This is a genomic window from Polynucleobacter sp. AP-Kaivos-20-H2 (genome assembly GCF_018882215.1).
Lineage (GTDB): Bacteria > Pseudomonadota > Gammaproteobacteria > Burkholderiales > Burkholderiaceae > Polynucleobacter.
This window is the reverse complement of sequence record NZ_JACVOX010000001.1, coordinates 741,026-767,143: the sequence shown is the minus strand read 5'-3', so window position 1 is coordinate 767,143 and position 26,118 is coordinate 741,026. Positions and strand designations below refer to the sequence as shown.

The 26,118-nt window shown below is 44.8% G+C and carries 29 protein-coding genes and 1 tRNA gene; 18 read left to right on the top strand and 12 right to left on the bottom strand.

The window, feature by feature from the left end:
• Positions 1-13 precede the first annotated feature (13 nt).
• The 3 genes from ICE89_RS03905 to ppa form a co-directional block, all read right to left on the bottom strand.
• Positions 14-352, bottom strand: coding sequence for a P-II family nitrogen regulator (locus tag ICE89_RS03905; protein WP_072583818.1), 339 nt, complete (start codon positions 350-352; stop codon positions 14-16).
• A 70-nt stretch (positions 353-422) separates the two neighbouring features.
• Complete coding sequence (locus ICE89_RS03900; protein ID WP_216264914.1) at positions 423-2,042, bottom strand: NAD+ synthase; 1,620 nt, start codon at positions 2,040-2,042, stop codon at positions 423-425.
• Between the two features lie 31 nt (positions 2,043-2,073).
• Complete coding sequence (gene ppa, locus ICE89_RS03895; protein ID WP_216264913.1) at positions 2,074-2,610, bottom strand: inorganic diphosphatase; 537 nt, start codon at positions 2,608-2,610, stop codon at positions 2,074-2,076.
• Positions 2,611-2,792: 182 nt separating this feature from the next.
• Here ppa and ICE89_RS03890 point away from each other — a divergent pair, with 182 nt between their 5' ends.
• The gene (locus tag ICE89_RS03890; protein WP_216264912.1) at positions 2,793-4,853 is read left to right on the top strand and encodes a sodium-translocating pyrophosphatase; all 2,061 of its coding nucleotides are present in this window, start codon (positions 2,793-2,795) and stop codon (positions 4,851-4,853) included.
• A gap of 140 nt (positions 4,854-4,993) precedes the next feature.
• Positions 4,994-5,251, top strand: a complete 258-nt coding sequence (locus ICE89_RS03885) for a hypothetical protein (protein ID WP_216264911.1) — start codon at positions 4,994-4,996, stop codon at positions 5,249-5,251.
• A gap of 40 nt (positions 5,252-5,291) precedes the next feature.
• Here the strand turns inward: ICE89_RS03885 and trxB are convergent, their stop codons facing one another.
• Positions 5,292-6,248 carry a thioredoxin-disulfide reductase gene (gene trxB / locus ICE89_RS03880; RefSeq protein WP_216264910.1) on the bottom strand — a complete coding sequence of 319 codons (957 nt, stop codon included), beginning with the start codon at positions 6,246-6,248 and terminating at the stop codon, positions 5,292-5,294.
• 39 nt (positions 6,249-6,287) lie between these two features.
• Here trxB and ICE89_RS03875 point away from each other — a divergent pair, with 39 nt between their 5' ends.
• The 3 genes from ICE89_RS03875 to serS are packed head-to-tail and all read left to right on the top strand — an operon-like array spanning position 6,288 to position 10,656.
• Positions 6,288-8,600 carry a DNA translocase FtsK gene (locus tag ICE89_RS03875; protein WP_216264909.1) on the top strand — a complete coding sequence of 771 codons (2,313 nt, stop codon included), beginning with the start codon at positions 6,288-6,290 and terminating at the stop codon, positions 8,598-8,600.
• A gap of 9 nt (positions 8,601-8,609) precedes the next feature.
• Positions 8,610-9,290: an outer membrane lipoprotein carrier protein LolA gene (locus tag ICE89_RS03870; RefSeq protein WP_216264908.1), complete on the top strand. Its 681-nt coding sequence runs from the start codon at positions 8,610-8,612 to the stop codon at positions 9,288-9,290.
• A 55-nt stretch (positions 9,291-9,345) separates the two neighbouring features.
• Entirely contained in the window at positions 9,346-10,656 is a 1,311-nt protein-coding gene (gene serS, locus ICE89_RS03865; RefSeq protein ID WP_216264907.1) for a serine--tRNA ligase, read from the top strand.
• Here serS and ICE89_RS03860 read toward each other — a convergent pair.
• Positions 10,653-11,075 carry a type II toxin-antitoxin system VapC family toxin gene (locus tag ICE89_RS03860; RefSeq protein ID WP_216264906.1) on the bottom strand — a complete coding sequence of 141 codons (423 nt, stop codon included), beginning with the start codon at positions 11,073-11,075 and terminating at the stop codon, positions 10,653-10,655. The genes serS and ICE89_RS03860 overlap by 4 nt on opposite strands.
• Positions 11,075-11,320 carry an AbrB/MazE/SpoVT family DNA-binding domain-containing protein gene (locus ICE89_RS03855; protein WP_072583827.1) on the bottom strand — a complete coding sequence of 82 codons (246 nt, stop codon included), beginning with the start codon at positions 11,318-11,320 and terminating at the stop codon, positions 11,075-11,077. Before ICE89_RS03855 ends, ICE89_RS03860 begins: the two co-directional genes overlap by 1 nt.
• Positions 11,321-11,455: 135 nt before the next feature.
• On the opposite strand from ICE89_RS03855, the gene ICE89_RS03850 reads away from it, so the two are divergent.
• Both ICE89_RS03850 and recQ read left to right on the top strand, forming a co-directional pair.
• Positions 11,456-11,545, top strand: a tRNA-Ser gene (locus ICE89_RS03850).
• A gap of 120 nt (positions 11,546-11,665) precedes the next feature.
• Positions 11,666-13,504 (top strand): DNA helicase RecQ, encoded by a 1,839-nt coding sequence (gene recQ, locus ICE89_RS03845; protein WP_216264905.1) that lies wholly within the window; start codon positions 11,666-11,668, stop codon positions 13,502-13,504.
• 41 nt (positions 13,505-13,545) lie between these two features.
• On the opposite strand, the gene ICE89_RS03840 is transcribed toward recQ, so the two are convergent.
• The 4 genes from ICE89_RS03840 to ICE89_RS03825 all read right to left on the bottom strand — a co-directional run bounded on the left by ICE89_RS03840 (position 13,546) and on the right by ICE89_RS03825 (position 16,224).
• Complete coding sequence (locus ICE89_RS03840; protein WP_216264904.1) at positions 13,546-13,713, bottom strand: hypothetical protein; 168 nt, start codon at positions 13,711-13,713, stop codon at positions 13,546-13,548.
• 198 nt (positions 13,714-13,911) lie between these two features.
• Positions 13,912-14,784 carry a hypothetical protein gene (locus ICE89_RS03835; RefSeq protein WP_216264903.1) on the bottom strand — a complete coding sequence of 291 codons (873 nt, stop codon included), beginning with the start codon at positions 14,782-14,784 and terminating at the stop codon, positions 13,912-13,914.
• A gap of 104 nt (positions 14,785-14,888) precedes the next feature.
• Positions 14,889-15,308 carry a hypothetical protein gene (locus ICE89_RS03830; RefSeq protein WP_216264902.1) on the bottom strand — a complete coding sequence of 140 codons (420 nt, stop codon included), beginning with the start codon at positions 15,306-15,308 and terminating at the stop codon, positions 14,889-14,891.
• An 85-nt stretch (positions 15,309-15,393) separates the two neighbouring features.
• Positions 15,394-16,224 carry a hypothetical protein gene (locus ICE89_RS03825; RefSeq protein WP_216264901.1) on the bottom strand — a complete coding sequence of 277 codons (831 nt, stop codon included), beginning with the start codon at positions 16,222-16,224 and terminating at the stop codon, positions 15,394-15,396.
• Between the two features lie 112 nt (positions 16,225-16,336).
• On the opposite strand from ICE89_RS03825, the gene ICE89_RS03820 reads away from it, so the two are divergent.
• The 8 genes from ICE89_RS03820 (at position 16,337) to phoR (ending at position 24,150) form a co-directional block, all read left to right on the top strand.
• Positions 16,337-17,350 (top strand): CorA family divalent cation transporter, encoded by a 1,014-nt coding sequence (locus ICE89_RS03820; protein WP_216264900.1) that lies wholly within the window; start codon positions 16,337-16,339, stop codon positions 17,348-17,350.
• 183 nt (positions 17,351-17,533) lie between these two features.
• The gene (gene pstS, locus ICE89_RS03815; RefSeq protein ID WP_216264899.1) at positions 17,534-18,556 is read left to right on the top strand and encodes a phosphate ABC transporter substrate-binding protein PstS; all 1,023 of its coding nucleotides are present in this window, start codon (positions 17,534-17,536) and stop codon (positions 18,554-18,556) included.
• A gap of 87 nt (positions 18,557-18,643) precedes the next feature.
• Positions 18,644-19,630 carry a phosphate ABC transporter permease subunit PstC gene (gene pstC / locus ICE89_RS03810; RefSeq protein ID WP_216264898.1) on the top strand — a complete coding sequence of 329 codons (987 nt, stop codon included), beginning with the start codon at positions 18,644-18,646 and terminating at the stop codon, positions 19,628-19,630.
• On the top strand, positions 19,627-20,493 hold the full coding sequence (gene pstA / locus ICE89_RS03805) for a phosphate ABC transporter permease PstA (RefSeq protein ID WP_216264897.1): 867 nt from the start codon (positions 19,627-19,629) through the stop codon (positions 20,491-20,493). Before pstC ends, pstA begins: the two co-directional genes overlap by 4 nt.
• Before the next feature lie 8 nt (positions 20,494-20,501).
• Entirely contained in the window at positions 20,502-21,338 is an 837-nt protein-coding gene (gene pstB, locus ICE89_RS03800) for a phosphate ABC transporter ATP-binding protein PstB (RefSeq protein WP_223146586.1), read from the top strand.
• A gap of 13 nt (positions 21,339-21,351) precedes the next feature.
• Positions 21,352-22,059, top strand: coding sequence for a phosphate signaling complex protein PhoU (phoU, locus tag ICE89_RS03795; RefSeq protein WP_216262196.1), 708 nt, complete (start codon positions 21,352-21,354; stop codon positions 22,057-22,059).
• Between the two features lie 14 nt (positions 22,060-22,073).
• The gene (gene phoB, locus ICE89_RS03790) at positions 22,074-22,787 is read left to right on the top strand and encodes a phosphate regulon transcriptional regulator PhoB (RefSeq protein ID WP_216262194.1); all 714 of its coding nucleotides are present in this window, start codon (positions 22,074-22,076) and stop codon (positions 22,785-22,787) included.
• A gap of 64 nt (positions 22,788-22,851) precedes the next feature.
• On the top strand, positions 22,852-24,150 hold the full coding sequence (phoR, locus tag ICE89_RS03785; RefSeq protein ID WP_216264896.1) for a phosphate regulon sensor histidine kinase PhoR: 1,299 nt from the start codon (positions 22,852-22,854) through the stop codon (positions 24,148-24,150).
• A gap of 2 nt (positions 24,151-24,152) precedes the next feature.
• Here the strand turns inward: phoR and ICE89_RS03780 are convergent, their stop codons facing one another.
• Both ICE89_RS03780 and ICE89_RS03775 read right to left on the bottom strand, forming a co-directional pair.
• Positions 24,153-24,353, bottom strand: coding sequence for a hypothetical protein (locus tag ICE89_RS03780; protein WP_216262190.1), 201 nt, complete (start codon positions 24,351-24,353; stop codon positions 24,153-24,155).
• Positions 24,354-24,436: 83 nt separating this feature from the next.
• The gene (locus ICE89_RS03775; RefSeq protein ID WP_216262188.1) at positions 24,437-24,913 is read right to left on the bottom strand and encodes an MgtC/SapB family protein; all 477 of its coding nucleotides are present in this window, start codon (positions 24,911-24,913) and stop codon (positions 24,437-24,439) included.
• A gap of 473 nt (positions 24,914-25,386) precedes the next feature.
• On the opposite strand from ICE89_RS03775, the gene ICE89_RS03770 reads away from it, so the two are divergent.
• The 3 genes from ICE89_RS03770 to ICE89_RS03765 are packed head-to-tail and all read left to right on the top strand — an operon-like array spanning position 25,387 to position 26,099.
• Complete coding sequence (locus ICE89_RS03770; protein ID WP_216262185.1) at positions 25,387-25,563, top strand: hypothetical protein; 177 nt, start codon at positions 25,387-25,389, stop codon at positions 25,561-25,563.
• Between the two features lie 38 nt (positions 25,564-25,601).
• Complete coding sequence (locus ICE89_RS11770; RefSeq protein WP_370625322.1) at positions 25,602-25,721, top strand: hypothetical protein; 120 nt, start codon at positions 25,602-25,604, stop codon at positions 25,719-25,721.
• A gap of 48 nt (positions 25,722-25,769) precedes the next feature.
• Positions 25,770-26,099, top strand: a complete 330-nt coding sequence (locus ICE89_RS03765) for a hypothetical protein (protein WP_370625321.1) — start codon at positions 25,770-25,772, stop codon at positions 26,097-26,099.
• Positions 26,100-26,118 lie beyond the last annotated feature (19 nt).

The following is a 26,118-nucleotide window of genomic DNA, read 5'->3' as shown; positions in this document are numbered from 1 at the left end:
TTAATTCGTTGAATTAAACTGCAGCGTTATCGGTTTCACCAGTACGAATACGAATCACTTGCTCTACTGCAGTCACGAAAATTTTGCCGTCACCAATCTTGCCGGTACGTGCAGCTTTAGTGATTGCCTCAATAGCTGCTTCAACACGGTCATCAGAAACCACGGCTTCCACTTTTACTTTAGGCAAAAAGTCGACTACATATTCAGCGCCACGATAGAGTTCAGTATGGCCTTTTTGACGGCCAAAGCCCTTAACTTCGGTAACGGTCAGACCTGTAACGCCGACTTCCGCCAATGACTCACGAACTTCATCGAGTTTGAACGGCTTAATGATGGATGTAATTAATTTCATGTGTTCCCCCTAATGCACTAATCATACCTAGATCTGTTCTGAAATACCAAAAACCGACCCGCTGAGCGTTCTAGGCTCTAAATTGGGAGGTAATGGGGTAGCGCCAATCGCGGCCAAAGGCGCGAGTGGTTACGCGAACCCCCGGCGGGGCTTGGCGACGCTTATATTCATTAAGCTTGATCAAGCGAGTCACTTTTTCTACGCTCTCAGCATCAAAGCCTGCAGCAATGATTTGGGCAATTGATTGGTTTTGCTCCATATAGAGCTCAACAATGCCATCCAGCACTTCATAAGAGGGCAGGTTATCCTGATCTTTTTGGTCTGGACGTAACTCTGCCGAAGGTGCGCGGGTCAGAATTCGCTCCGGAATGACTGGCGCAATACTATTACGATAGGCGCATAAGCGATACACCAAAGTCTTAGCGATATCTTTAATGACTGCAAAGCCACCCGCCATATCGCCATAGAGTGTGCAGTAGCCTACTGCCATTTCGCTCTTGTTGCCGGTAGTCAAAACAAGTCGACCTGTTTTATTAGATAGAGCCATCAGCAGAGTGCCACGCACGCGTGCCTGAATATTCTCTTCGGTAGCATCTACTTTTAAACCGGCAAATTGCTCGGCTAGAGAAGCCTCTAAAGCATCTACTGGTCCGCTAATCGGAATCTCGTCGTATTGCACGCCTAAGTTCTGGGCCATCTCCCGTGCATCAATCCAAGAGATATCGGCGGTATAGCGAGAGGCCATCATGACGGTGCGTACCTTAGCAGCACCTAAGGCATCCACAGCAATTGCCAATACCAAGGCTGAATCTACGCCGCCAGATAGGCCAATAATCACGCCAGGGAAGCGATTTTTAGTGACATAGTCACGTACACCCAAAACCAGCGCTTGATAAGCCTGAGCCTCAACAGATTGGGGTGGGGTGATCAGACCTTTTTCTAGCTCGCCAGTTGCTGTCACGGTAACAAGACCTAGGCCGGTTTCAAACTGAGGCATGGCCATCACGACTTTGCCATCACTATTTAATGCAAATGAGCCGCCATCAAAAACCAATTCATCCTGACCGCCAACAGCGTTGACGTAAGCTAGTGGTATTTTGGTTTGTGCAATATGCCCACGGAGCACTTCAATGCGCAAGGCTTCTTTTTGCAGGTGGTAAGGAGAGGCGTTGGGGACCAACAATACTTGTGCGCCAGCAGCATGAGATTGTTTGGCGGGACCTGCGTGCCAAGCGTCTTCACACAAGATCAATCCATAGCGAACACCTTCGCATTCAAAAACACAAGCTTGATTACCAGGTACGAAGTAACGAACTTCGTCAAATACTTCATGGTTAGGTAATTCTTGTTTTGCGTAGCCCGCAATGACTTTGCCGTTTTGTAAAACAGATGCGTAGTTTTGCAAACCTACGGATGATAGTTTGGGGTGGCCGACGATGACTATCAGATCGGAGTACTGAGCTAACTCTTTCATTAAGAGCTCGAGCTCTAATTTCGCCGCTTCAATAAAAGCAGGGCGGAGGAGTAAGTCTTCTGGGGGATAGCCGGTGAGCGAAAGCTCAGGGGTGACTACGAGTTTGGCGCCTTGCGAGTAGGCATCTAGAGCGGCTTTGTGAATGAGTTGCGCGTTGCCAGCCAAATCACCCAGTAATGGGTTGATTTGGGCTAAGGCAATTTTCTGCGTGCTCACTCCGAATCACAAAGCCTTTTCAATAAAAAAATTACTTGCTCTCTTTGTTGTAGCGCTCGATGCCTTCAAGAATTTCTTTATGAGCATCAGCAACACCACCCCAACCTCTCACTTTTACCCATTTACCTTGTTCGAGATCTTTGTAGTGCTCGAAGAAGTGTTGAATTTGATTCAAGCGCAATGGGTTCATATCTTCTGGTTTTTGCCAGTGTGTATAGATAGGCAAAATTTTGTCTTCTGGAACGGCCAGTAACTTAGCATCTTCACCGCCTTCATCTTCCATTTGCAATACGCCAATTGCGCGGCAGCTAACAACAACACCTGGAATGAGTGGGAATGGAGTAATTACGAGAACATCAACAGGGTCGCCATCACCGGCAATCGTTTTATTGATGTATCCGTAGTTACATGGGTAGTGCATTGCAGTACCCATAAAACGGTCAACGAAAATTGCGCCAGACTCTTTATCCACTTCATACTTCACTGGATCAGCGTTCATTGGGATTTCAATAATGACGTTGAAGCTTTCAGGGATCTTTTTACCTGGCTTAACTTTGTCGAGACTCATAAATACTCCGAATAATGATTAGTAAATACCCTGATCCTTTCAAGGGTGAGCAGGGGTGATTCTGTTACATACTGATACAGCTTAAAGACCATAGTTTAAAGCTTTCGGAAACCAGGTCTACCTAAGTGCGGTTATACAAAAAAATAAAGATTAACAAATGATTAACTTTAGGGAGTTCAAGCATGAGTAATGTCACTTTAGGCTTGTATTTTGCCTTGGCATGCGGTGTCCTGGCCGTGATTTACGGTTTTGTGATGCGCGGCTGGATTTTGAAGCAAAGTACGGGCAATGCCAAAATGCAAGAAATTGCTGAGGCGATTCAGCAGGGGGCGGCAGCGTATTTGTCACGCCAATATAAAACGATTGCCGTTGTTGGGGTGGTTCTGGCCATTCTCATGGCGCTCTTCCTTGATTTTGCGACCGCGATTGGCTTTGTCATTGGTGCTGTGCTTTCTGGTGCTTGCGGCTTTATTGGTATGAATGTCTCAGTACGCGCAAACGTGCGGACAGCGGAAGCGGCTACCAAGGGTATGAACGAAGCGCTTAATGTGGCATTCAAAGGTGGTGCCATTACCGGCATGTTGGTAGTTGGATTGGGTCTCTTGGGTGTTGGTCTCTTCTTTATGTTCCTTGTATCGATTGGCGCTGGACAAGATCTTTCTTCCGTATTACATCCCCTAATTGGTTTGGCATTTGGTTCTTCCTTGATTTCGATCTTTGCTCGTTTAGGTGGCGGCATCTTTACTAAGGGTGCAGACGTTGGCGCTGACTTGGTGGGTAAGGTTGAGGCTGGGATTCCAGAAGATGATCCACGCAATCCTGCGGTGATTGCTGATAACGTTGGCGACAACGTTGGCGACTGCGCAGGTATGGCAGCAGATTTATTTGAAACTTACGCGGTTACGCTGATTGCAACCATGGTGCTGGGATCATTAATGGTTTCTAGCGCACCAGTGGCTGCGATTATTTATCCATTAGTGCTGGGCGGCGTTTCTATCATCGCCTCCATCATTGGTTGCTCATTTGTCAAGGCAACACCTGGTATGAAAAATGTGATGCCTGCTTTGTATAAGGGCCTGATCATTGCTGGTGGTTTGTCACTGATTGCTTTCTACTTCGTAACCAACTTCATCATGCCGGACGATGCGCTAGGTATTCTTGGTAGCCAATGGCGCTTGTTTGGATCAACCGTCGTGGGCTTATTACTGACAGCAGGTTTGGTATGGATTACCGAGTACTACACCGGTACCCAGTTCAAGCCAGTGCAACATATTGCTGAAGCCTCAACCAAAGGTCACGGCACCAACATCATTGCTGGCTTAGGTATTTCGATGAAGTCAACTGCTTACCCAGTGCTCTTTGTTTGTGCAGCGATTTTTGCGGCGTATTGGTTGGCTGGTTTGTATGGCATTGCGATTGCTGCAACAGCCATGTTGTCCATGGCAGGCATTGTGGTGGCACTTGATGCATATGGTCCAATTACCGATAACGCCGGTGGTATTGCTGAGATGGCAGGCTTGCCACAATCTGTTCGCGATATTACTGATCCATTGGATGCAGTTGGCAACACTACTAAGGCAGTTACTAAAGGCTATGCAATTGGTTCAGCTGGTTTGGCATCGCTCGTACTCTTTGCTGACTACACCCATGCTTTAGAGGGTATGGGTCAACAAGTGTCTTTTGACTTGTCCAATCACATGGTCATCATTGGCCTCTTTATTGGCGGCATGATTCCTTACTTGTTTGGTGCGATGGCGATGGAAGCGGTAGGTCGTTGCGCTGGTGCGGTGGTAGAAGAGGTGCGCCGTCAGTTCCGCGATATCCCTGGAATTATGGAAGGCACTGCCAAGCCAGAGTACGGCAAAGCTGTAGATATGCTGACTTCTGCTGCTATTAAGGAAATGATCGTTCCTTCCCTCTTGCCAGTAGTTGCCCCAGTTGTTGTTGGTCTCTTATTAGGACCTGCAGCATTGGGTGGCTTACTCATGGGAACTATCGTGACTGGCTTATTTGTAGCGATCTCGATGTGTACGGGTGGTGGTGCTTGGGATAATGCGAAGAAATATATCGAAGAAGGTCACTTCGGCGGTAAAGGTTCTGAAGCTCACAAAGCTGCAGTGACGGGTGATACCGTTGGCGACCCCTACAAAGATACTGCGGGCCCTGCCGTTAACCCACTCATTAAGATTATTAACATCGTGGCATTACTCATCGTGCCACTCTTGCCAATGGTCTCTCGTTAAGTAATGAGTAGTTATTAAATGCAGTAGCAATCAGACTGCAGCAAACAAAACGCCTAGCATTGCTAGGCGTTTTGTTTGTCCACAAATTATTTGGGTAATTATTAAATGCAATACTACTATTTTATTTATAAAGGGGCTCTATGACTAAGAGGAATTTGTGGACCTCATTTTTTCTCAATGACTCGAATGTATCTGAAGATTTTTTTGGCGATCAAAGTGTATGTCCAGAAGGAGAAATTACGATTAAGATATCTGTGGATCCCAATAATCCGGAGACATTTCCCAAAGGCTTTGTAAATAAAAACGCTCTTGATGCAACTACTGATATTGAAATAGAGCTGCATAAAAAAGAAGATGAGGATCAGGCAAGATCGGACCCTCTTAACAAAAATGCCTAGCATTGCTAGGCATTTTTTTCAATAATTTAAAACTGAGAGCTTATTCCAAAGTCTCTAAATAACGCTGCGCATCCAGTGCAGCCATACAGCCTGTTCCAGCACTGGTAATCGCTTGACGGTAAATATGGTCTTGCACATCGCCAGCAGCAAACACGCCAGGGATATTAGTAGCAGTGGCATTGCCTTCAAGGCCTGAATGGGTCTTGATGTAGCCATTGTTCATGTCGAGCTGACCAACAAAGAGTTCAGTATTCGGTTTATGGCCAATGGCAATAAAGGCGCCAGTCACAGCCAAATCCTCAGTGTTGCCATCTTGTTTCTTGATGCGCACACCAGTAACGCCTTTTTCATCGCCTAGAACTTCGTCGAGAGTGGAGTTTAGTTTCAGTTCCACTTTGCCTTCAGCAACTTTTGCCATGAGGCGATCATTCAAAATTGGTTCAGCGCGGAACTTATCGCGACGATGAATGACGGTTACTTTTTTAGCAATACCAGTCAGGTATAGCGCTTCTTCAACAGCAGTGTTGCCACCACCGACTACACAAACATCTTGATTACGGTAGAAGAAGCCATCGCAAGTTGCGCAACCAGAAACCCCGCGACCCATGAATGCTTCTTCACTGGGTAAGCCAATGTATTGAGCAGAAGCACCAGTGGAAATAATCAAAGCATCGCAGGTATAGGTTCCGGAATCCCCAACTAGGCGAATCGGCTTTTCTTTCAGGGCTGCTGTATGAATATGGTCAAAAACGATTTCAGTATTAAAGCGTTCAGCATGCTTTAAAAAACGCTCCATGAGTTCTGGGCCTTGAACGCCATCGGCGTCCGCAGGCCAGTTTTCGACGTCAGTCGTGGTCATTAATTGACCACCCTGAGCTAGGCCGGTGATGAGGGTGGGGTTTAAATTGGCTCGGGCTGCGTAGACGGCTGCTGTATAGCCAGCAGGGCCAGATCCGAGGATCAGAACTTTGGAGTGTTTTGGGGTATTTGTAGTCATATTCAAATTATAGATTTGCTTGATTACAATCGATAGAACATGGCAAGAACCGCATACCCGAAGTCCAAGGCTCCAATGAGCTCCCAATCCCCAGAGAATGGCCCGCAGGGCAGGATGCCCCGTCTCTTATTGGAGGCTCGTTGGTTCATCTCTCTGGGCTTGTGCCTGGGCTTATTGGCCATTTTGCTGACCTATTCCAAGGCTGATCCAGCTTGGTCCCATGCTAGTTTTGAGGCTCCCAAGAATCTGGGGGGTCGTTTTGGGGCCTATTTAGCGGATTTAATGCTGTATATCTTTGGTATTTCTGCCTTTTGGTGGGTTGCTCTCTTTGGGCGCCGTGTCTTAAATGGCTGGCGTGAGCTTTGGAGCATACCTTTGCCGCCTGATCCGGATGCTAAGCCAGACTCTTTACTAATGCGTTGGTTGGGCTTTGGACTGACTCTATTTTGCAGTATGGGTTTGGAGTCCATCCGCATGCATTCACTGTCCTGGGAGCTCCCTAGACCCCCTGGAGGTATTTTGGGTGAGCTGATTGGTGACCCATTGCAAATGGCTCTTGGTTTTACCGGCTCCACTCTGGTTCTCCTATTTGGTCTTTGTGCTGGCCTGTCTTTGTTCTTGCATTTCTCCTGGCTGGACGTTGCAGAAAAAGTAGGGCGTTTCTTGGAGGTGACTTATCAACGCATTCGTGAACGTCGCGATAGCGAAGAAGATCGTAAGTTAGGTGAAGCAGCTGCTGAAGAGCGTGAAGAGTTTGTGGAAGAGTTCCGCGGACGCGTTGAGGTTGCAGCGCCAGTGCAAATCGTACGTGCTCCCATTGAGATTCCAAAGAGTGCTCGTGTAGAGCGCGAAAAACAGCAGCCATTGTTTGTGGACATTCCTGATTCAGAATTACCGCCACTTGCATTGCTTGATCCAGTTCCAAAGGCAAAAGAAACGATCTCTGCTGACGTGCTTGAATTTACTTCACGCTTAGTCGAACGCAAGTTAGCTGAGTTTAATGTTCAGGTGAAAGTGATTGCCGCCTATCCTGGCCCAGTAGTGACTCGCTATGAGATTGATCCAGCGATTGGTGTGAAGGGCAGTCAAATTGTGAACCTCTCACGTGACTTAGCGCGCTCACTAGGCGTTGTCAGTATGCGTGTTGTAGAAACCATTCCCGGCAAAACTTGTATGGCTTTGGAGCTACCAAATCCCACACGCCAGTCGGTTTACTTGTCAGAGATTCTGACTTCGCAGGTTTATAACGACAATCATTCCTTACTGACTCTAGCCTTAGGTAAAGATATCTCTGGAAGCCCAATGGTGGCTGACTTAGCGAAGATGCCTCACTGCTTGGTTGCGGGTACTACGGGCGCTGGTAAATCGGTGGGTATCAATGCCATGATTCTGTCGCTGCTCTTTAAGGCTAAGCCTGATGAAGTGCGTTTGATCATGATTGATCCGAAGATGCTCGAGATGGCCATCTACGACAAGATCCCGCATTTGTTGTGCCCAGTTGTAACCGACATGAAGCAGGCATACAACGCACTTAACTGGGCGGTAAATGAGATGGAGCGCCGCTACAAACTGATGAGTAAGTTTGGTGTGCGGAACCTAGCTGGCTTTAATAAAAAGATTCTGGAAGCTGAAGAGAAAGGCGAGAAGCTCACCAATCCATTTAGCTTAACTCCAGATGATCCAGAGCCAATCTATAAAGCACCAGTCATCGTCATCGTGATTGATGAGTTGGCTGACTTGATGATGGTCTCCGGTAAGAAGATTGAAGAGTTGATTGCCCGTATTGCTCAAAAGGCTCGTGCTGCAGGTATTCATTTAGTCTTGGCAACACAACGCCCAAGCGTTGACGTTATTACTGGCTTGATTAAAGCCAACGTACCAACCCGCATCTCATTCCAAGTCAGTTCTAAGATCGACAGTCGTACGATTTTGGATCAGCAGGGCGCGGAAGCATTGTTGGGTATGGGTGACATGCTCTATATGGCTCCGGGTACCGGCCTACCGGTTCGCGTTCACGGCGCATTCGTATCGGATGATGAAGTCCATCGCGTTGTGGAATGGCTCAAAGAGAAGGGCGAAGCCAACTACATTGATGGCGTTCTTGAAGGTGCTGACGAATCCAATGTGGATGCGTTGACTGGCGAGGGAGGTGGTGAAGCAGATCCTCTTTATGACCAAGCCGTTGCTATAGTTCTAGAAAATAAACGCCCATCGATCTCACTAGTACAGCGTCACCTGCGTATCGGTTACAACCGTGCCGCACGCCTACTCGAAGATATGGAAAAAGCAGGACTTGTATCTAAGATGGGTAATGGCGGTAATCGCGAGATTCTTCATCGCCCTTCAGAGTAGGCAGCCATTTTGCAAAGATTCTTATCTGCAGTATTGCTTGGAGCAGCCATTCTGTTTTCAGGAGTTACTCATTCGCAAAGTGAAAGCGGCTCAGAGCAGTTGCGTCAATTTGTACGGAACTCTAAAACTGCTGAAGGGGATTTTGTGCAGCAACAATTACGTACACCTAAAGTCAATGAATCACAAGACAAAGGTTTAAAAGTTGTTCGTCAAACCCAAGGTCATTTTGTGTTTCAGCGTCCAGGAAGATTTATCTGGGACACCCAAAAGCCTTACGAGCAAAAGTTAATTGCGGATGGCAAACAGCTGATTTTGTGGGATAAAGATTTAAACCAAGCGACATTTCGCCCGGCAGGGCAGGCCTTAGCTTCTACACCGGCAGCTATTCTGTTTGGTGAGACTTCGCTAGAGCAGCATTTTGACTTGGTTGAAGGCGAAGAGCGCTTAGGAATGAAGTGGGTAGCTTTGACGCCTAAAAAAGATCCCAATGCCAAGACTAAAAATGACCTGCCTTATACAAAGATCTCGATTGGCATGGCTAACGGCTTACCGAAAGCTTTGGAGTTAACCGATGGTCTTGGAAGCGTGGTCCTGGTGACTTTGGATAAGATCCAACTCAATGTTAATTTGCCCGCCAATCGCTTTACTTTCACTCCGCCAGCCGGAGCCGAAGTCTTGCGCTTAAACTAGAGCCTGTAAAAAACTAAAAACTAAAACCTAGAACCCTTAATCTACAGAGCATCACATGATTGATCCGCAATTACTCCGTAAAGATATCGCCGCAGTTGCTGCACGTTTAGCAACTCGCAAATTCCAACTCGACGTTGAGAAATTCAATGCCTTAGAATCCGAGCGTAAATCTTTGCAAACCCGTACTGAAGAATTGCAAGCCAAGCGCAATCAATTATCTAAAGCCATTGGCATGAAAAAAGGTAAGGGCGAGGATGCTGCTGCCGAAATGGCTGAAGTTGCAGGCGTTAATGCTGATATGGAGTCCGGTGCCGCAAGACTGGGTACGCTGCAGGCAGAGATTTCTGATTTCTTGATGGGCATTCCAAATCTGCCAGATGAATCGGTGCCTGCTGGTAAAGATGAAACTGAAAACAAAGAAGTAAAGCGTTGGGGTGAAGAGCCTATTTTTGATTTTGAGATTAAAGATCACGTTGATCTCGGCGGTCCACTCGGTTTGGACTTTGAGGTGGCAGCTAAGATTAGCGGTTCACGCTTTGTAGTTCTCAAGGGGCCAATTGCCAGATTGCACCGCGCCTTAGCGCAGTTCATGATTGATACTCATGCTACAGATCACCATTATCAAGAGGTCTACGCACCTTACATGGTGAATGCTGCTTCGATGCGCGGTACTGGTCAATTGCCAAAGTTTGAAGAAGATCTTTTTAAGGTTCCCCGTCAAATGTATGGTGAAGACGAGGGCGGTGAGGCGAAGACTGAAAACTTTTACCTTATCCCAACTGCAGAAGTGCCTGTAACGAATTTAGTTCGCGATGAAATCGTTAATGCTGATAACTTACCAATTAAGTTTGTGGCTCACACACCATGTTTCCGTTCAGAAGCCGGTAGTTATGGTCGCGATGTCCGAGGGATGATTCGTCAGCATCAGTTTGACAAAGTTGAGTTAGTACAAATCACTAAGCCAGAAGATTCCATGCAAGCCTTGGAAGAGCTCACTGGCCACGCTGAGCGTATTCTGGAATTGCTCGAGTTGCCATATAGAAAAGTATTACTCTGCACGGGTGATATGGGTTTTGGTAGTACCAAGACTTATGACCTGGAGGTTTGGGTGCCTTCACAAAAAGCCTATAGAGAAATTAGCTCCTGCTCCAGTATGGGCGATTTCCAGGCAAGACGGATGCAAGCCAGATTTAAATCAGGTCAAGGCAAACCAGAATTGGTGCATACCTTAAATGGTTCAGGTCTTGCAGTAGGCAGAGCATTGGTCGCATTGCTTGAGAATAAGCAGCAAGTAGATGGCAGTATTGCTATTCCAAAGGCAATACAATCTTACTTGGGTGGCTTAGAGATATTAAAGCCGAATTAAATTAAAACGGCTTTAATTTTTACTCTATCAACATTTTTTGCTAATACTTTATCAAGAGTTGCCAAAGATTTAGATTTGAATTGCTTTGCGGCGGCAAGATGAAGTGCGTCACCAGCCCTGAGATTTGATTTGCTATCAACAACTAAAATTCCAGCGGAGTAATACGTTTTGCTCTCAATGGGCATTAATTCAATATCGTTTTGGCAGAGATTATCAAATTTTTTCCAAGCTTCGCGACTCTGTTTTTCACTTAATTGATTGGTTCTGACCTTTAGGCTAAGTGCACTAGAAAATTCTGTAAACGCCCAAGTAGATGAAATCATTTTTGCGGAACTGGTTTCATGCCACATATCAACAGCGCCACTCTTTTCTTCTATTGTGCATAAGGCCACTAAAATACTAGTATCAACATAAATCATTAGTAGCGCGCCCCTGAGCGAACTTCATCCATAACTGATTTACCCATCTTCAAAGTAGCTCTAAATGCTCTAAGATCTGCTGCAATTGCTTTGCGATCTAATTTTTGCGGTCTAATAATTAGTGAGCCATCCTTAGATAGGGTTGCTTCAACCTTATCCCCATCCTTTAGTTGGATTTCTTTGATGAAAGCAGCGGGAATCCTAAGCGCTAGGCTGTTACCCCACTTTGAAATTTGAATATTCATGTTTCACCTCTTTAAAATAGATATACGTATATGTATATCTATTTTAAAGAGGATGATCTCTTTTGGCTAGCCATTTTTAAGTCAACGTTGCCTATATGGCTTTATGTATCGCTGGCTATAATGATTTCTCGGTTCGGAGAGGTGGCAGAGTGGTCGAATGTACTTGACTCGAAATCAAGCGTAGGGTCAAACCTACCGTGGGTTCGAATCCCACCCTCTCCGCCATTCAGACTCTATATTTGTTTTAAAGAGAAAATATCGAAAGAGCCCCGCATGACGTGGGGCTTTTTATTTGTATATAGTTTGCAATCCGCAGATATTGAATAAGACAGGGGAGTATTTCTTTTGCAGTCGAGCCACCAAGTTCTTCATGATATTTTCGGCTTTGATCAATTCCGTGGTGCTCAAGAGTCTATTGTTAGGCATGTAGTGGCAGGCGGCGATGCTTTGGTTCTCATGCCTACTGGTGCCGGTAAGTCGCTGTGCTATCAAATTCCCTCGCTTGTTCGACGTGGTGTAGGGGTAGTGGTATCGCCCTTAATTGCACTAATGCAGGATCAAGTTGATGCATTAACCCAGTTAGGCGTTAAGGCCTCATTTTTAAACTCTAGCTTGGATACAGCTACTTCTCAAAAGGTTACCAGTCAGTTGCTGGCCGGAGATCTTGACTTAATCTATGTGGCGCCCGAGCGTCTCATGAACCCTGGTTTTCTATCGATACTCGATAGACTTAATGCGGGCCCCGGAATTGCCTTGTTCGCGATTGATGAGGCACACTGTGTTTCTCAATGGGGCCATGATTTTCGCCCAGAATATCGTCAGCTCACTGTATTGCATGAGCGATTTCCTAAAGTACCCCGTATTGCCTTAACGGCTACTGCAGATGCGCCAACTAGAGCAGAAATCGTGGAGCGTCTTTCGCTCGAATCTGCCGAGCAATTTGTCTCCAGCTTTGATCGTCCCAATATTAAATATCGTGTTCTGCAAAAGCAGAGTGCTAAACAACAGTTAGAGCACTTTTTAGATGCTGAGCATGCCGATGACTCAGGAATTATTTATTGCCTATCGCGTCGTAGTGTAGAAGAGACTGCTCAATGGTTGGTAGACCGCGGCTGGGATGCTATGCCGTATCACGCAGGCTTAAGCGTAGAAACACGCAGCGCCAATCAAAAACGCTTCTTACGTGAAGAGGGCGTCATCATGGTCGCAACAGTAGCGTTCGGGATGGGTATTGATAAACCTAACGTACGCTTTGTAGCTCACCTAGATCTTCCAAAAAGCATGGAAGGGTACTACCAGGAAACAGGACGTGCTGGACGCGATGGCTTGCCTGCAAATGCTTGGATGGCCTATGGATTTGGGGATGTAGTGAGCTTGCGGCAAATGGTAGATTCTGGCGAAGCTTCTGAGGATCGTAAGCGGGTAGAGCGCCAAAAACTCAACGCACTACTAGGCTATTGCGAATCCACAACATGCCGCCATCAAACAATCTTGCGCTACTTTGGGGAGACGCATCCTGGCGGCTGCGGGAACTGTGATAACTGTCTAGAGCCCGTGGCGACTTGGAATGCCACACAGGAAGTACAAAAGGCGTTGTCATGTGTTTATCGGACAGGCCAGCGTTTTGGTGTGACCCATTTAATTGATGTCCTCCTTGGTAAGGTTACTCCCAGAGTGAAGCAGTACTTTCATGAACAGGTCAGCACCTTTGGGATCGGCGCAGAACTCAATCAGGCGCAATGGAATAGTATTTATCGTCAACTGGTAGCAGGCGGTTATCTAGATGCAGACATTGCCCTGCATGGCGGCTTAAAGCTGGTGGATGAAATCGCATTACCTGTGTTACGTGGCGCGCAAGAGGTTTGGTTGCGCAAAGAAACGGGCTACTCCAAGACTAAGGCTACGAAATCGGGAGCAAAGAAAAGTTCTACGCATCCCTTTAGTAATGTTGCAGATGAAAAATTGTGGGAGGCGCTCAAAGCTAAGCGCACTGAGCTGGCACGTGAGCAGGGGGTCCCACCCTATGTGATTTTTCATGACAGCACTTTGCAGGAGATGGTGAGGTCTACACCAACGACCTTGGATCAATTTAGTCGTATTGGTGGAGTGGGGCAGGCCAAGTTAGAGCGGTATGGCGAACACTTTATTGAGGTTATCCAGGAAAATCTAGAGCGCATTGGTTAAATCACAATCGGGATCACAACCGGGATCACAATCATCGTCAATTATTCTTTAGTGTCTATTTTGAATCGGGCTTTAAGAGCCTTTTTAATCTTTTTTTGAGTCAAGTGTTGCCAAATTAATCTTTTCTTTAGAAAAGAATCAGGTTCTTTGCTGATGTCAGGCTTTTTTTCTGGGCTGGTATCTTCACTTTGATGACGTTTGCCGCTCATGATGACCTCGTGAGACTAAAGAATTTGGTTACCTATGGGCTGTTAGTACAAACTATTGACAACCAGTAAAAAGAGAATTGCACTTCATCTCCCATAAGTAGGGCTCAACTCTACAAATTAAATATGACAGATTGATGTGATTTTGATGACATTTCATCACCCAAACATCAAAGTGATATGGAATTTTCTATTAGGCCTTCAGGGTCCTGGAGTAGTCATATTTTGTCTTAGCAGAATTGGCGTAAAGGTAAATGGTTGCTCAGACTTCGGATTTACCCCAATCGTTATCGCTTGGACCTGTTCTGCACCCATCACCTCTAGTCGTAATACGTTTTCCAGAGTATGTTTTTGATCTACCGTTTTCAGCGGTTGATCAAGGATGAGTCGATGGCTGTCACCATGAATTAACAGTACAGGCTTCTTGAATGCTTGAGCATTCTTACTTAATACCTGCAAAGTATCTCGATAGCCGCTATCTGGGTTCACAGCCTGCGTGGGTGTGTAGAACATATCGGCTTGGTAGCAAAAGATGATTCCTAAATAATTCATCTTTTGAGCCAGCGCAAAGCTGTTTTGGATCCAATCTATATTGGCCTGATTACGTTCATAGTATTCAGCTTTCGCTTGTTCATCCCGCTCAAAGTTATTGTTAGATCCAGGAATGTGTACGCTGACAAATAGAAATTGATTCTTTACCCAGTAAGCATTTTCAACAAACTTTTGATACCTAGGATCAACATCGGCTTGTCTGGTGAGCTCCAATTGTTGCTTGCCAAAACTCTTGCGAGTATTAAAGAAAGTGCTTCTGAGATTGTCTAATCGTTCAATAGGGTCATAAGATCCGGCTAGCGGTCGATGGCAGTCTGTCCACTCATTGTCCCCAATGCTATAAATTAAGGGGGATGTAAACTGATTGAAATAGCTCTTAACCTTTTGATTATATTCATCGCTACAAGGTGTTGAGCCTGATTTAGTGTCGCCAATAAAGATGCTAAAACTCGGATTAGTCTGATTGATTGCTGCAATTAATCTTTCGTAGCGGGGGTAGTCTTCAGGGATGGAGTAAGGCATATCTCCTAAGGCTACAAATTTAAACGACTCCAATGACTGCGCAGATGCTCCTAAGGAACACGTGAAAAGTAGCCCAACAAGTATTGATTTAAGTAATTTCATGCTTATTTATAAGAGGTGGGCGCATCATCTAGTTCCTTCACTTCAAGCTCGCCAAAGATATACGATTCTGAGCTCACTTGCTTCCAGCCAAGATCATGGAAAACATCTTCGTAACTCTTGGAATATTTTTTATTGCTCTGGTAAAAGATGTCTGTTAATTCATCCTGCTCATCTTCCTGTACTGTATCGGAAAAATAAATGACTTTTTCCCCGCCATAAGTCTTGCTAATGACCCCACCGGGGATATCTTCAATGCAGATGCCAATGTTGGGATTGTATGCCTTAATAAATGCGGGTTTAATCTTGGTTAAAACGGAGCCTAATTTCCAGACCATGCCGCACTTAATCTCTTTATTGAATTGCTGAAATATGTTGCGCTCTACTAGGGAGCCCATTTCTAAAGGAATAATTTGATAGTACATTTAGTTGCTCCAGTTTAAATGTAATGGGATTCCTTTAGTTTGATGGAAAATTGTGACAACTTGATATTCCATATCCAATAGGAATTTAAAATCTCCAAGTAACCCCAACTTCGCTCCGTGTGGCGCCGGCTGCTTGCGCTGCAAAAGTTTCGCCGTAGTTTGCGCCTGTCCGCATATAGGAGACGCCAAGATCTACATTGTTGGTTAGGGAATAAATCCCCGCAATCAAGGCGTAATGGCTTAAGTATTGTTCGGATGATGGTGGGTTGGTTGCTGCCCCAAGGTCTAAAGCGATTTTTAAATTCTTGGAGATAGACCAAACAGGAGCAATAGACACTAAAAAGATGTTTGTCCGATTAAGGTCGGTAGTGGTCCCGACGCTGTAATTCGTGTTGTATGGCGAGCGCATATAAACAGCATTCACGTGTAACTCGATGTCTTCCCAGTATTTAGAGGCGATGAAGTTCACGCCATAATTCAATGCAGCTAAGCCTAGGCCTGCAACTTGCTGCTGTTTACCGGCAGGCAATACAACCGTAGGCTTAACGGCGAGTGCATAGCCTAGATCGCTATCCTCATGAAAGCGCCACTTACTTGCCAATACATAATTTGAGAACTTAGAGAAAGTACCGCTTGGCTCGTTGTAGTAAGTTGCTGAGAGTGATGCCTCTACTTGATCGCTTAGTCCACGTGTATAGGTAAACGGAAAAGCTTTTGCATCCGTTCTGCCGGTGTACTCCTCGCCCGGGGTGATGACATCGGCTTGCTGGGATCCACCATTTCGGTTAATGGAGAAAAAATATTGCTCGATTTGATTCCCGCCAGCTTTTACAGTGCCCGCATCATCCGTATTCAGCGGCTCAAAGGCATAGGCAAATGCTGGCACAAGCAGAAACGCAAGGAATAATGCTTTCATTGGAATCTACGAGGACCTACCTATTGTTTAAACAACCTGTGTAGAGCACTTTCATGTCATTTTGATGACAGGTGGGCACGCGATTGCTTAGCGTGTGCCATACAATTTAACGATGACTACAGAGATTATTGCAAAGCCTTTTCCGGTTGCAGGCGTTGTATTTGCTTGGGCCATGCCTATATCGGGTAATGGGCATGAAATTCCATTATTTGAAATTGCTGATGCACTTGAAAATCCAGATATCTCTATCTGGCTACATTTAAACCTATCCAATTCTCAAATACAGCGATGGCTTGAAAACACGCCGTTGATTCCTGAGCGCGTAGTAGAAATGATTCAGGAGGGGGTTAACCTCAGTCGTTTAGAGCGTATTGAAAAGTTAGATGATTGTCTTTTGATGGTCATGAACGACTTTCAGCAAGAGTTTGGGGATGAGGGCGGTGACTCAAGCTTGGGAACTCTTTGGGCAATTGTCCGGCCAAAGCTGATGGTTTCTCTGCGCAACAACCCCCTGAGAACTACTGATAAATTACGGTATGACTTAAGGAATGGTCAACTCAATCCAGCTTCTATTATTGAATTATTTCATGAGCTATTGGATTTGCGTGCTGAGCAATTGAGAACACTTTTGGCGCATCTCTCAGAGAATATGGATGATTTGGAGGAAAAACTTCTAAAAGGAAGGGAATTTCCAGAGCATGAAAATCTCGGCAGGATACGTATTCAATGTAGTCGCCTGCGAAGGCATTTTTCACCAGAATTAATAGCGCTACACCGCTTGTTGAAGCGCCTCCCATATTGGTTTAGCGAGGAGGATAAGCATCGCTTAAATGATGACTTGGACCTGCTTTCCTATTTAGTACAGGAGATTTCCAGTCTTTATGATCGCGCAAAGGTATTGCAAGATGAGCAGGCGGCCCACGTAGCTGAATTTAATGCCAAAAACTTGCAAGTCTTGTCCGTAATGACGGTGATCTTTTTGCCAATGACTTTAATTACCGGGGTAATGGGTATGAATATGGAGGACCTGCCTGGATTGAGGGGGTCTTTTTATGAGGTTATGATTCTGATGTCTATCACTGGGGCAGCGGTTTTTGCCTCTTTAAAGCTAAAAAGGATCATTTAAGCTACTGATTAAGTCTTTTCTAGCTTGCCAAAATACTCCACACCGGGCTCAAAATATCTTTTATAACTTATTGTTTTATATAGTAAATTTTCTTTAATGACACTTTGTCATTAAAGCGTCATAGTGAAAACGTATCGTCCTAGTATCGCAATGTTGCGTTATTTCAATACCAGGACTAATCACATGAAATCTTTTTTGAAAAAGGCACTAGTTATTGGCGCTATTTCACTTGCACCAACAGCATTTGCTGTGGATATGACAGGCGCAGGCGCAACATTTCCATACCCAATTTACGCTAAATGGGCTGAAGCCTTTAAAGCCAAGACTGGTTCTAACTTGAACTATCAGTCAATTGGTTCTTCTGGCGGTATTAAGCAAATCAAGGCAAAAACTGTTGATTTTGGTGCTACAGACAATCCAGTTAAATTTGATGAATTAGAAAAAGATGGCATGGTTCAATTCCCAGCCATCATTGGTGGTGTAGTTCCTGTTATCAACGTGGACGGTGTAAAGCCAGGCGAGATCAAATTAGATGGCCCAACATTGGCTGATATTTTCCAGGGTGTGATTTCTGATTGGGGCGATAAGCGCATTGCGATTATGAACCCAGGCGTGAAGATTCCTTCTGGCCCAATTACCGTAGTAACACGTGCAGACGGCTCTGGAACAACTGCCATTTTTACTGACTACTTAGCAAAAACAAGCACGTTGTTTAAAGATGCTGTTGGTTCTGGTGCTAACGTAAAGTGGCCTGCTGCCTCTACTGTTGGTGGCAAAGGTAACGAAGGTGTTGCTGCTAACGTAACACGTGTTAAGAACTCTATTGGTTATGTTGAGTATGCATATGCCAAGAAAAACAAAATGACCTTCATCTCTTTGAAAAATAAAGACGGTAATTTTGTGGCTCCTGATGACCTGACATTCTCTGCTGCTGCTGCTGGTACAGACTGGTCCAAGATTCCTGGTATGGGCACATTCATTACCAACGCTTCTGGTGCTAAATCATGGCCTATCACTGGCGCATCTTTCATCTTGCTTTACAAGAACCCTGAAAACAAAGCTAACGCTGCTGAAGTAATCAAGTTCTTTGAGTTTGCCTTTAAAGACGGCAAGAAGATGGCAGAAGAGTTAGATTACGTTCCAATGCCTGACGCTACAACTGACTTCATTCGCAAGAATGTATTCACAAAAGTTGTTACCAAGTAAGGTTTGATGGATTTCTCCTCAAGCATTCATTAATAGACGGCTCCACAGTGTTGTGGGGCTGTTTTAATATTAAATAAGCCTATCTAAATGGATATCACCCAGTCTCATTCAGCGCCTACAGCGCAGGCTCTAAAAATCGCAAAATTACAGCGAGTTCAGGACTTTTTGTTCCACGGAATTACGCAATTCTTTGCATTGTCGGTTCTCATTGCCTTGATGGGTATTCTGATCTCCTTAGTGATTAACGCTTGGCCAGCTTTGCATACTTTTGGTCCTGGCTTTTTCTTCTCCCAAGAGTGGGATGTAGTGAATGGTGAGTTCGGCGGCTTGATTGCTATTTATGGCACGGTTGTTACTTCAATCATTGCTTTATTGATAGCGGTTCCGCTGAGCTTTGGTATTGCTGTTTTCTTGACTGAGCTCTGCCCAGGTCCCCTACGTAGACCCTTAGGTACTGCCGTTGAACTACTGGCTGCTGTTCCATCCATCATTTACGGTATGTTTGGCCTGTTCATTTTTGCGCCTTTATTTGCTGAATATATTCAGCCAGCATTGGCTGCTACCTTGGGTCAAATTCCAGGTTTTGGCATCTTATTTTCTGGCGCCTTTAATGGCATCGGTATTCTGTGCGCCGGCTTAATTTTGGCGATGATGATTTTGCCTTTTATTGCATCTGTTATGCGTGATGTGTTTGAAATTGTTCCTCCAGTGCTAAAGGAATCCGCTTATGGAATTGGTTGCACTACTTGGGAAGTAGTGAAGAATGTTGTTCTTCCTTATACCAAGGCTGGTGTAATCGGTGGCGTCATGTTGGGCTTGGGAAGAGCGCTTGGTGAAACGATGGCGGTCACGTTTGTGATTGGTAATGCGCACCGTTTATCTGCATCATTATTTGCTCCGGGTACCTCAATTGCCTCAACACTTGCAAATGAATTCGGTGAAGCTGAAGCTGGCAACCATTTATCTTCCTTGTTTGCCTTAGGTTTGGCGCTGTTCATTATTACCTTTGTTGTTTTGGCATGCGCCAAATGGATGCTAAACAATATGGAGAAAAAGCAGGGATTGAAAACATGAACAATACCTCTAATATCGATCAAGCAGTTTTTGCTAAACGCAAGCGTGCAAATAAGATTGGCTTGACGCTATCCATGGGTGCAATGGCCCTCGGTATGGTCTTTTTATTGTGGATCCTGAGCGTTTTGGTCTTTAAGGGATTGTCAGCAATTGACTTAAATCTCTTTACACACAGCACACCAGCTCCAGGCTCTGATGGCGGTGGTCTTGCAAATGCTATTGTGGGAAGTCTTTTGCTAGTGGGCACCTGTACTTTAATCAGTACCCCTATTGGTGTCTTAGCGGGTCTTTATTTATCTGAGTATGGCGATCGTAGCCGTGTTGCTGCAGTGACTCGCTTTGTAACAGACATCATGTTATCTGCCCCTTCAATTGTGATTGGCTTGTTTGTATATGCCTTTGTAGTTGCGCAAGCCAGACACTTTTCTGGATGGGCGGGAACCATTGCGCTCGCTTTAATTGCTATACCGGTGGTAGTTCGTACTACTGAGAATATGCTGCGCTTGGTGCCAGGTAGTTTGCGTGAAGCTGCTTATGCTCTCGGTACTCCGAAGTGGAAAGTTGCTTTTATGATCACTTTGCGTGCTGCACAAAGTGGTGTAATGACCGGTATCTTGCTTGCCTTGGCTCGCGTCAGCGGTGAAACGGCACCATTGCTGTTTACAGCGCTAAATAATCAATTTTTCTCGACCAATATGAATGCGCCAATGGCAAATTTGCCAGTGGTGATTTTCCAATTTGCCATGAGCCCATATGACAACTGGGTTGAACTAGCATGGGGCGGCGCATTACTAATTACATTTGCCGTTCTCGGCTTAAATATTTTGGCACGAGTGGTATTCCGTGAGAAGGTCCAAGGATGATGAGCAATATGAAAACTATGTTTGACTTAAATAAGATTGATAGTCAAGGGGGTAAGGTGGAAACAACAAATCAACATTCAGAGCAGGCAGCTATAAATGCGCTTGAAGTCAGAAATCTGAACTTCTATTACGGCGCTTTCCAAGGCCTCAAGAATATCAATCTGGATATTGAGCAAGGCAAAGTAACTGCCTTCATTGGTCCTTCAGGCTGTGGCAAGTCCACATTACTGCGTACCTTAAATCGCATGTATGACCTCTATCCTGGCCAACGTGCTGAGGGTGAAATCAATTTCTATGGCCAGAATATTCTAGAGCCAGGGCAAGACTTGAACTTGCTGCGTTCACGTATTGGCATGGTTTTCCAGAAACCAACTCCATTTCCAATGTCGATCTATGAAAACATTGCCTTTGGTGTCCGTCTTTATGAAAAACTTTCTCGCTCTGAGATGGATGAGCGTGTTGAATGGGCGTTGAACAAAGCTGCTTTGTGGACTGAAGCAAAGGACAAGTTAAACCAAAGTGGCTTGTCCCTCTCTGGTGGTCAGCAGCAACGTCTGTGTATTGCTCGTGGTGTTGCAGTAAAACCATCAGTGATATTGCTTGATGAGCCAACTTCTGCTTTAGATCCAATTTCGACTGGAAAAATTGAAGAGTTGATCAATGAGCTCAAGCATGAGTACACCATTGCTATCGTTACTCACAATATGCAACAGGCAGCCCGCGTATCCGACTACACTGCTTATATGTACCTTGGTAGTTTGGTGGAGTATGGTAAAACAGATGAAATCTTTATCAAGCCTAAGCGTAAAGAAACAGAAGACTACATTACCGGTCGCTTCGGTTAATTGGAGACACTAAATGCCAGATAAACACCTATCCTCACAATTTGATGCCGATCTTAATTCGCTTTCAAGCCGTTTGCTTGAAATGGGCGGATTAGTTGAGTCTCAAATTGCCACAGCTATGCGTGCATTTACGCAAATGGATCTTGATACTTGCAATATCGTGATTGAAAACGAAAAGCTTGTAAACGATCTAGAAATTCAAATTGATTTAGCTTGTACTGAAGTGATTGCACGTCGTCAACCAACTGCGCGCGATCTTCGTTTGGTAATGGCTGTATCTAAAGCGATTACGAATTTGGAGCGAGCGGGTGACGAAGCGGAGCGTGTTGCTAAACGTACTAAGCGTTTAATTGAGTCTGGTAGTCCACACAATATTAACGTTGCCGAGATTCGCCTTTCGGGACAGATGGCCATTACTCTATTGCGTCGTAGCTTAGATGCGTTTGCAAGACTAGATACTGTAGCTGCTGCAGAAGTGGTTGCTGAAGACCGTCAAATTGATGAGGAGTTCAGAGGCTTCGTTCGTAAGTTAATCACTTATATGTCTGAAGACCCCCACATCATCAGCACTGGATTAGATATGCTGACGATTGCCAAGGCGATCGAACGTATTGGTGATCATGCAAAAAATATTGCTGAATTCGTGATTTACATCGCAAAAGGGTCTGATGTTCGTCACATTCCGCACGAAGATTTGGTGCGCGAAGCTAATAAGCAATAACTCAACTTCTGAATATGACTCACCGCATACTAATAGTTGAAGATGAGCCATCAATTGCAGAGTTAATTGCAATTAACTTGACTCATGCTGGTTATGAAGTGGAGAAGGCGATGCAAGCCGACATAGCTCATGGCATGATGAAGGAACAGTTGCCCAATCTGGTGATTTTGGACTGGATGCTTCCTGGAAAGTCTGGCGTTCAGTTTGCTAAAGAATTAAGAGCAAATGACCGTACAAGGGGTTTGCCTATTCTGATGTTGACTGCTAAAAGCGAAGAGGCGGATAAAGTCTTGGGCTTAGATTCCGGGGCTGATGATTATGTGACTAAACCGTTCTCGCCTAAGGAGCTGATTGCTAGAGTTCGAGCGCTGCTGCGAAGACAGACCGCCGTTGATGATACTGGCCCTCTCACGGTTGGACCACTCAAGTTAGACCCCAGCTCCCACAGAGTCTTAGCAGTGTGGCCAAATTCTGAGACAAAGCCAGTATCCCTTGGACCTACTGAATATAGACTTCTTCAATATTTCATGGCCAATCCAGAACGAGTGCATTCACGTGCAAATTTGCTCGATAAAGTATGGGGCAATGAAGTCTATATCGAAGAGCGCACTGTGGACGTACACATCAAACGCTTAAGGGCCGCATTAAGTCCTGTTGACTGCGATCGATTTATTGAGACAGTTAGGGGCAGCGGTTACCGTATCACCAAGATACCAACCGAATCCTAGAGCCTATTTTCAAGGCTTTTAAGGCTATTTCAGGACTCTCCCTGAGATAGTCTAAGATTGCACCATGATTTCCGCCATCTCGCGCTACATTATCTTTGCATGCTTTGTTTTAATAGTTTCATTTATTGCCTTCTATACTTGGGGTGCTCAATGGGCTATTTTCACAAGCATTGCCTTAATGTCTATTCCTTTGATTTACTCTTACGTCAATCTAGCGCGCCTATTAAAGAATATTCAATCAGACACCGTTGAGAGCATGCCTTTGCCTAGCGGTTTTTGGGAAGAGATTTTTTTTAAGCTGCAGCGTTTGGTAAAAAACTTAAAGCAAAGAATGCGCATTATTGAGCAGCAACATGAGCATTTTATAGAGGCCTTCCAAGCATCCCCTAATGGTATTGTGATGCTTGATGAGAGCGATCATATTGAGTGGTGCAACTCAATTGCAGAAAGTTTCTTTGGTCTGAACTATAAGCGTGATGTCATGCAGCGGATTAATTTTCTTATCCGCCGCCCAGAATTTATTCAATATTTAAGTAGACGTTATTTTGAAGAACCTTTACTTCTAGAGCGAATGGGGCCTGATAGCAGCCTTAGTTTGATGGTGCAAGCATTTCCATTTGGAAATCAACGTAATTTATTGTTGGTACAAAACGTGACTGATCTGCAAAAAGCAGATTCCATGAGGCGTGATTTCGTTGCTAACGTATCTCATGAGATGAGAACGCCTATTACCGTCTTAATGGGATTTCTGGAGACTGTTCAAACCTTAGATCTCGAGAAGAGTCAACGCGATCAATATTTTGACATGATGATGTCCCAAGCGCACCGTATGAAAAGTCTAGTTGAGGACCTTTTAACGCTAGCGAATTTGGAGGCAAATTCATTGCCAGCTGCAATGAACAAAATCAATACTGAAACTTTGATGGCATTACTGAGAAATGATGCTGAGGCTTTATCCCAAGGAAAGCATGGCTTTAGTTTTGAAGTTGCTGATAAGCAATGCTTGTTGGGTGAGGAAAGAGAAATTCTCTCTGCATTTAGTAATTTAGTTTCAAATGCAATTCGCTACACACCAGATGCAGGTTCAATCCATGTAAGGTGGGGCGTCAATGCACAAGGGCAAGGTGAATTTTCAGTCACAGATACTGGACCTGGCATTGCCTCAGAGCATCTTGCAAGGCTGACAGAACGCTTTTATCGAGTGGACAGAAGTCGTTCTCGCGATACGGGTGGCACCGGCTTAGGTTTGGCAATCGTCAAGCATATTGCAAGTCGCCATCAAGCTCAGTTATTAATTGAAAGCATGCCAGGCAAAGGCAGTACTTTCACACTTCGATTTCCTAAAGAGCGCTTAACTCTTTAAGGCTAATCCTTTTTCTTTTTCTTCTTCTTTTTAGATTCTTTGGTCAGCTTTTCGGTTTTTCCGCTGGCGTATAGGCACCATACCTTGATTTCTTCAAACAGCTCCACTAGATCATCGTGTGGAAGACTTTTTAGGTCAACCAGCCCAATGGCACCAGTCTCTTGCAGTTGTTTCACTGCATCTTCATATCGATAATCACTCATGGCATATATTTGTCATTGTTTGGATAGGGGATAGTAGCAAAGTAATATGACAAAAATCCATTTTTCGACTGTTTTGATGGGTTTTAGTCAGGATCGTTCGAAATCTCAGAGCTGCGCCTAACCCCATTTATCCTGGCAAATAACCGCTCCATAGGGCCGCCAATCATTAAAGTGAGCAAGATTGCGCCCAAGGAGAATCCCCCAAGGGCAAATTGTCCAGCCCCAAATGCAGCCCCAATGAGGGCGCAAGCCCAAAGGCTTGCTGCTGTAGTTAGTCCATGAACTCGTTGTGAACGTTGTTCTCGAATAATGACGCCAGCACCCAGGAAGCCAAGGCCAGTTATAAGGCCCTGAAGAACTCGGCTAACAGACTGGGCATCATCTTTTACGAAGTCGCTGATAAGCATTACGGCGGTTGCTGAGCCAATCGCCACCAAAGAGTGGGTACGAATCCCGGCAGATTTATGGTGCAGCCAGCGGTTTAGGCCAAGCACAGATCCAACAAAAAGGGCCAGGGCTAATCTGAGGGCAATAGTGCTGTAGAGATCCCAATCAAACATCTGAATTTCCTTGTTAGATAAGTGTTTATATAAGCCGGAGTGTATCTCAGCTATGTCAATCAGTCACAAAAGCGCCTTCACCCTGTCATTTCGACAGTAAATAATTGAATGCTAGTTTCGCGACATTTCTACAAAATAAAAATGTCTTAATTAATCTTTCACCACAAGGATTTATATGAAAAAAACTTTATTAGCAATTTGGCAGGCCTGGTACGAAGCACGCCTAGCTTATGCAAATCGTTACACTTCCCACCGCCTTGGTAGTTAACTTTATTTTTATTGTTTAGTCATTTCTTTGTAACAAAGCGCCGCTATCGTTAACTTGTCAGAAAGCTTCTGACCAAGACAAATCTGTATCGTTCTTCCTTTGCACCCAGCTTATGCTGGGTGTTCTTTTATCTAGCATTAATAAAACTGAAATAAATACAACATACGATGATGAGAATGATGATTTACCGGAAAGCGAAAATCCTATGAATACAGATTTAACAAAATACCTGTCTGATGTTTTTCGTAATGAAGTTCAGGGAAGTGCTAGCCTCAAATCCATCAATACTGAAATGCAAGCCAGTAGAGATTTGGTAGACCCAAAGTTCGATCAATTTGTGCTTGATAAAAGGTTCTCATTGCGCTTGGATGAAATCATTTAATTAGTATTTTTTAGTAGCCATTTATTGATGACTCATTGATGACTCATTCTTACAATATTTTATTTCTGTGTACCGGTAATTCTGCTCGCTCCATCCTTGCTGAAGCGCTTGCAACTACTCTTAGACATGGACGTTTTATAGGCTACTCAGCCGGCTAAAATCCAAAGAAATTCGTTCATCCGATCGCTTTGAAGCTCGTCAGGGAAATGGGATATCCACTCGAATTACTGAGAAGCAAGACTTGGGATGAGTTTGGTAGGCATGATGCGCCGCATATGGATTTCATCATTACTGTTTGTGATTCAGCTGCAGGTGAGGAGTGCCCTTATTGGCCCGGACATCCTACAACTGCTCATTGGGGCTTTATCGATCCAGCCGCCGTTACTGGCAGTGAACAGGAAATGTGGGATGCCTTTAGAAAAGTCGAGATGGGTTTACGCAATCGTATCGAGTTATTGCTTGATCTTCCAATAGATAAGTTAGATCACTTGCAAATAAAAGATGAACTCCATTCTATTCATCAACAATGCAATTAAAGCATTTATAAGTACACCA

Bases quoted from the DNA above. Each gene is read 5' to 3' on its own strand.
- ICE89_RS03905 (WP_072583818.1), bottom strand. From the start codon at position 352: ATGAAATTAATTACATCCATCATTAAGCCGTTCAAACTCGATGAAGTT.
- ppa (WP_216264913.1), bottom strand. From the start codon at position 2,610: ATGAGTCTCGACAAAGTTAAGCCAGGTAAAAAGATCCCTGAAAGCTTC.
- ICE89_RS03890 (WP_216264912.1), top strand. From the start codon at position 2,793: ATGAGTAATGTCACTTTAGGCTTGTATTTTGCCTTGGCATGCGGTGTC.
- ICE89_RS03885 (WP_216264911.1), top strand. From the start codon at position 4,994: ATGACTAAGAGGAATTTGTGGACCTCATTTTTTCTCAATGACTCGAAT.
- trxB (WP_216264910.1), bottom strand. From the start codon at position 6,248: ATGACTACAAATACCCCAAAACACTCCAAAGTTCTGATCCTCGGATCT.
- ICE89_RS03875 (WP_216264909.1), top strand. From the start codon at position 6,288: ATGGCAAGAACCGCATACCCGAAGTCCAAGGCTCCAATGAGCTCCCAA.
- serS (WP_216264907.1), top strand. From the start codon at position 9,346: ATGATTGATCCGCAATTACTCCGTAAAGATATCGCCGCAGTTGCTGCA.
- ICE89_RS03860 (WP_216264906.1), bottom strand. From the start codon at position 11,075: ATGATTTATGTTGATACTAGTATTTTAGTGGCCTTATGCACAATAGAA.
- ICE89_RS03855 (WP_072583827.1), bottom strand. From the start codon at position 11,320: ATGAATATTCAAATTTCAAAGTGGGGTAACAGCCTAGCGCTTAGGATT.
- ICE89_RS03840 (WP_216264904.1), bottom strand. From the start codon at position 13,713: ATGAGCGGCAAACGTCATCAAAGTGAAGATACCAGCCCAGAAAAAAAG.
- ICE89_RS03835 (WP_216264903.1), bottom strand. From the start codon at position 14,784: ATGCCTTACTCCATCCCTGAAGACTACCCCCGCTACGAAAGATTAATT.
- ICE89_RS03830 (WP_216264902.1), bottom strand. From the start codon at position 15,308: ATGTACTATCAAATTATTCCTTTAGAAATGGGCTCCCTAGTAGAGCGC.
- ICE89_RS03825 (WP_216264901.1), bottom strand. From the start codon at position 16,224: ATGAAAGCATTATTCCTTGCGTTTCTGCTTGTGCCAGCATTTGCCTAT.
- ICE89_RS03820 (WP_216264900.1), top strand. From the start codon at position 16,337: ATGACTACAGAGATTATTGCAAAGCCTTTTCCGGTTGCAGGCGTTGTA.
- pstS (WP_216264899.1), top strand. From the start codon at position 17,534: ATGAAATCTTTTTTGAAAAAGGCACTAGTTATTGGCGCTATTTCACTT.
- pstC (WP_216264898.1), top strand. From the start codon at position 18,644: ATGGATATCACCCAGTCTCATTCAGCGCCTACAGCGCAGGCTCTAAAA.
- pstA (WP_216264897.1), top strand. From the start codon at position 19,627: ATGAACAATACCTCTAATATCGATCAAGCAGTTTTTGCTAAACGCAAG.
- pstB (WP_223146586.1), top strand. From the start codon at position 20,502: ATGAAAACTATGTTTGACTTAAATAAGATTGATAGTCAAGGGGGTAAG.
- phoU (WP_216262196.1), top strand. From the start codon at position 21,352: ATGCCAGATAAACACCTATCCTCACAATTTGATGCCGATCTTAATTCG.
- phoB (WP_216262194.1), top strand. From the start codon at position 22,074: ATGACTCACCGCATACTAATAGTTGAAGATGAGCCATCAATTGCAGAG.
- phoR (WP_216264896.1), top strand. From the start codon at position 22,852: ATGATTTCCGCCATCTCGCGCTACATTATCTTTGCATGCTTTGTTTTA.
- ICE89_RS03780 (WP_216262190.1), bottom strand. From the start codon at position 24,353: ATGAGTGATTATCGATATGAAGATGCAGTGAAACAACTGCAAGAGACT.
- ICE89_RS03775 (WP_216262188.1), bottom strand. From the start codon at position 24,913: ATGTTTGATTGGGATCTCTACAGCACTATTGCCCTCAGATTAGCCCTG.
- ICE89_RS03770 (WP_216262185.1), top strand. From the start codon at position 25,387: ATGAATACAGATTTAACAAAATACCTGTCTGATGTTTTTCGTAATGAA.
- ICE89_RS11770 (WP_370625322.1), top strand. From the start codon at position 25,602: ATGACTCATTCTTACAATATTTTATTTCTGTGTACCGGTAATTCTGCT.
- ICE89_RS03765 (WP_370625321.1), top strand. From the start codon at position 25,770: ATGGGATATCCACTCGAATTACTGAGAAGCAAGACTTGGGATGAGTTT.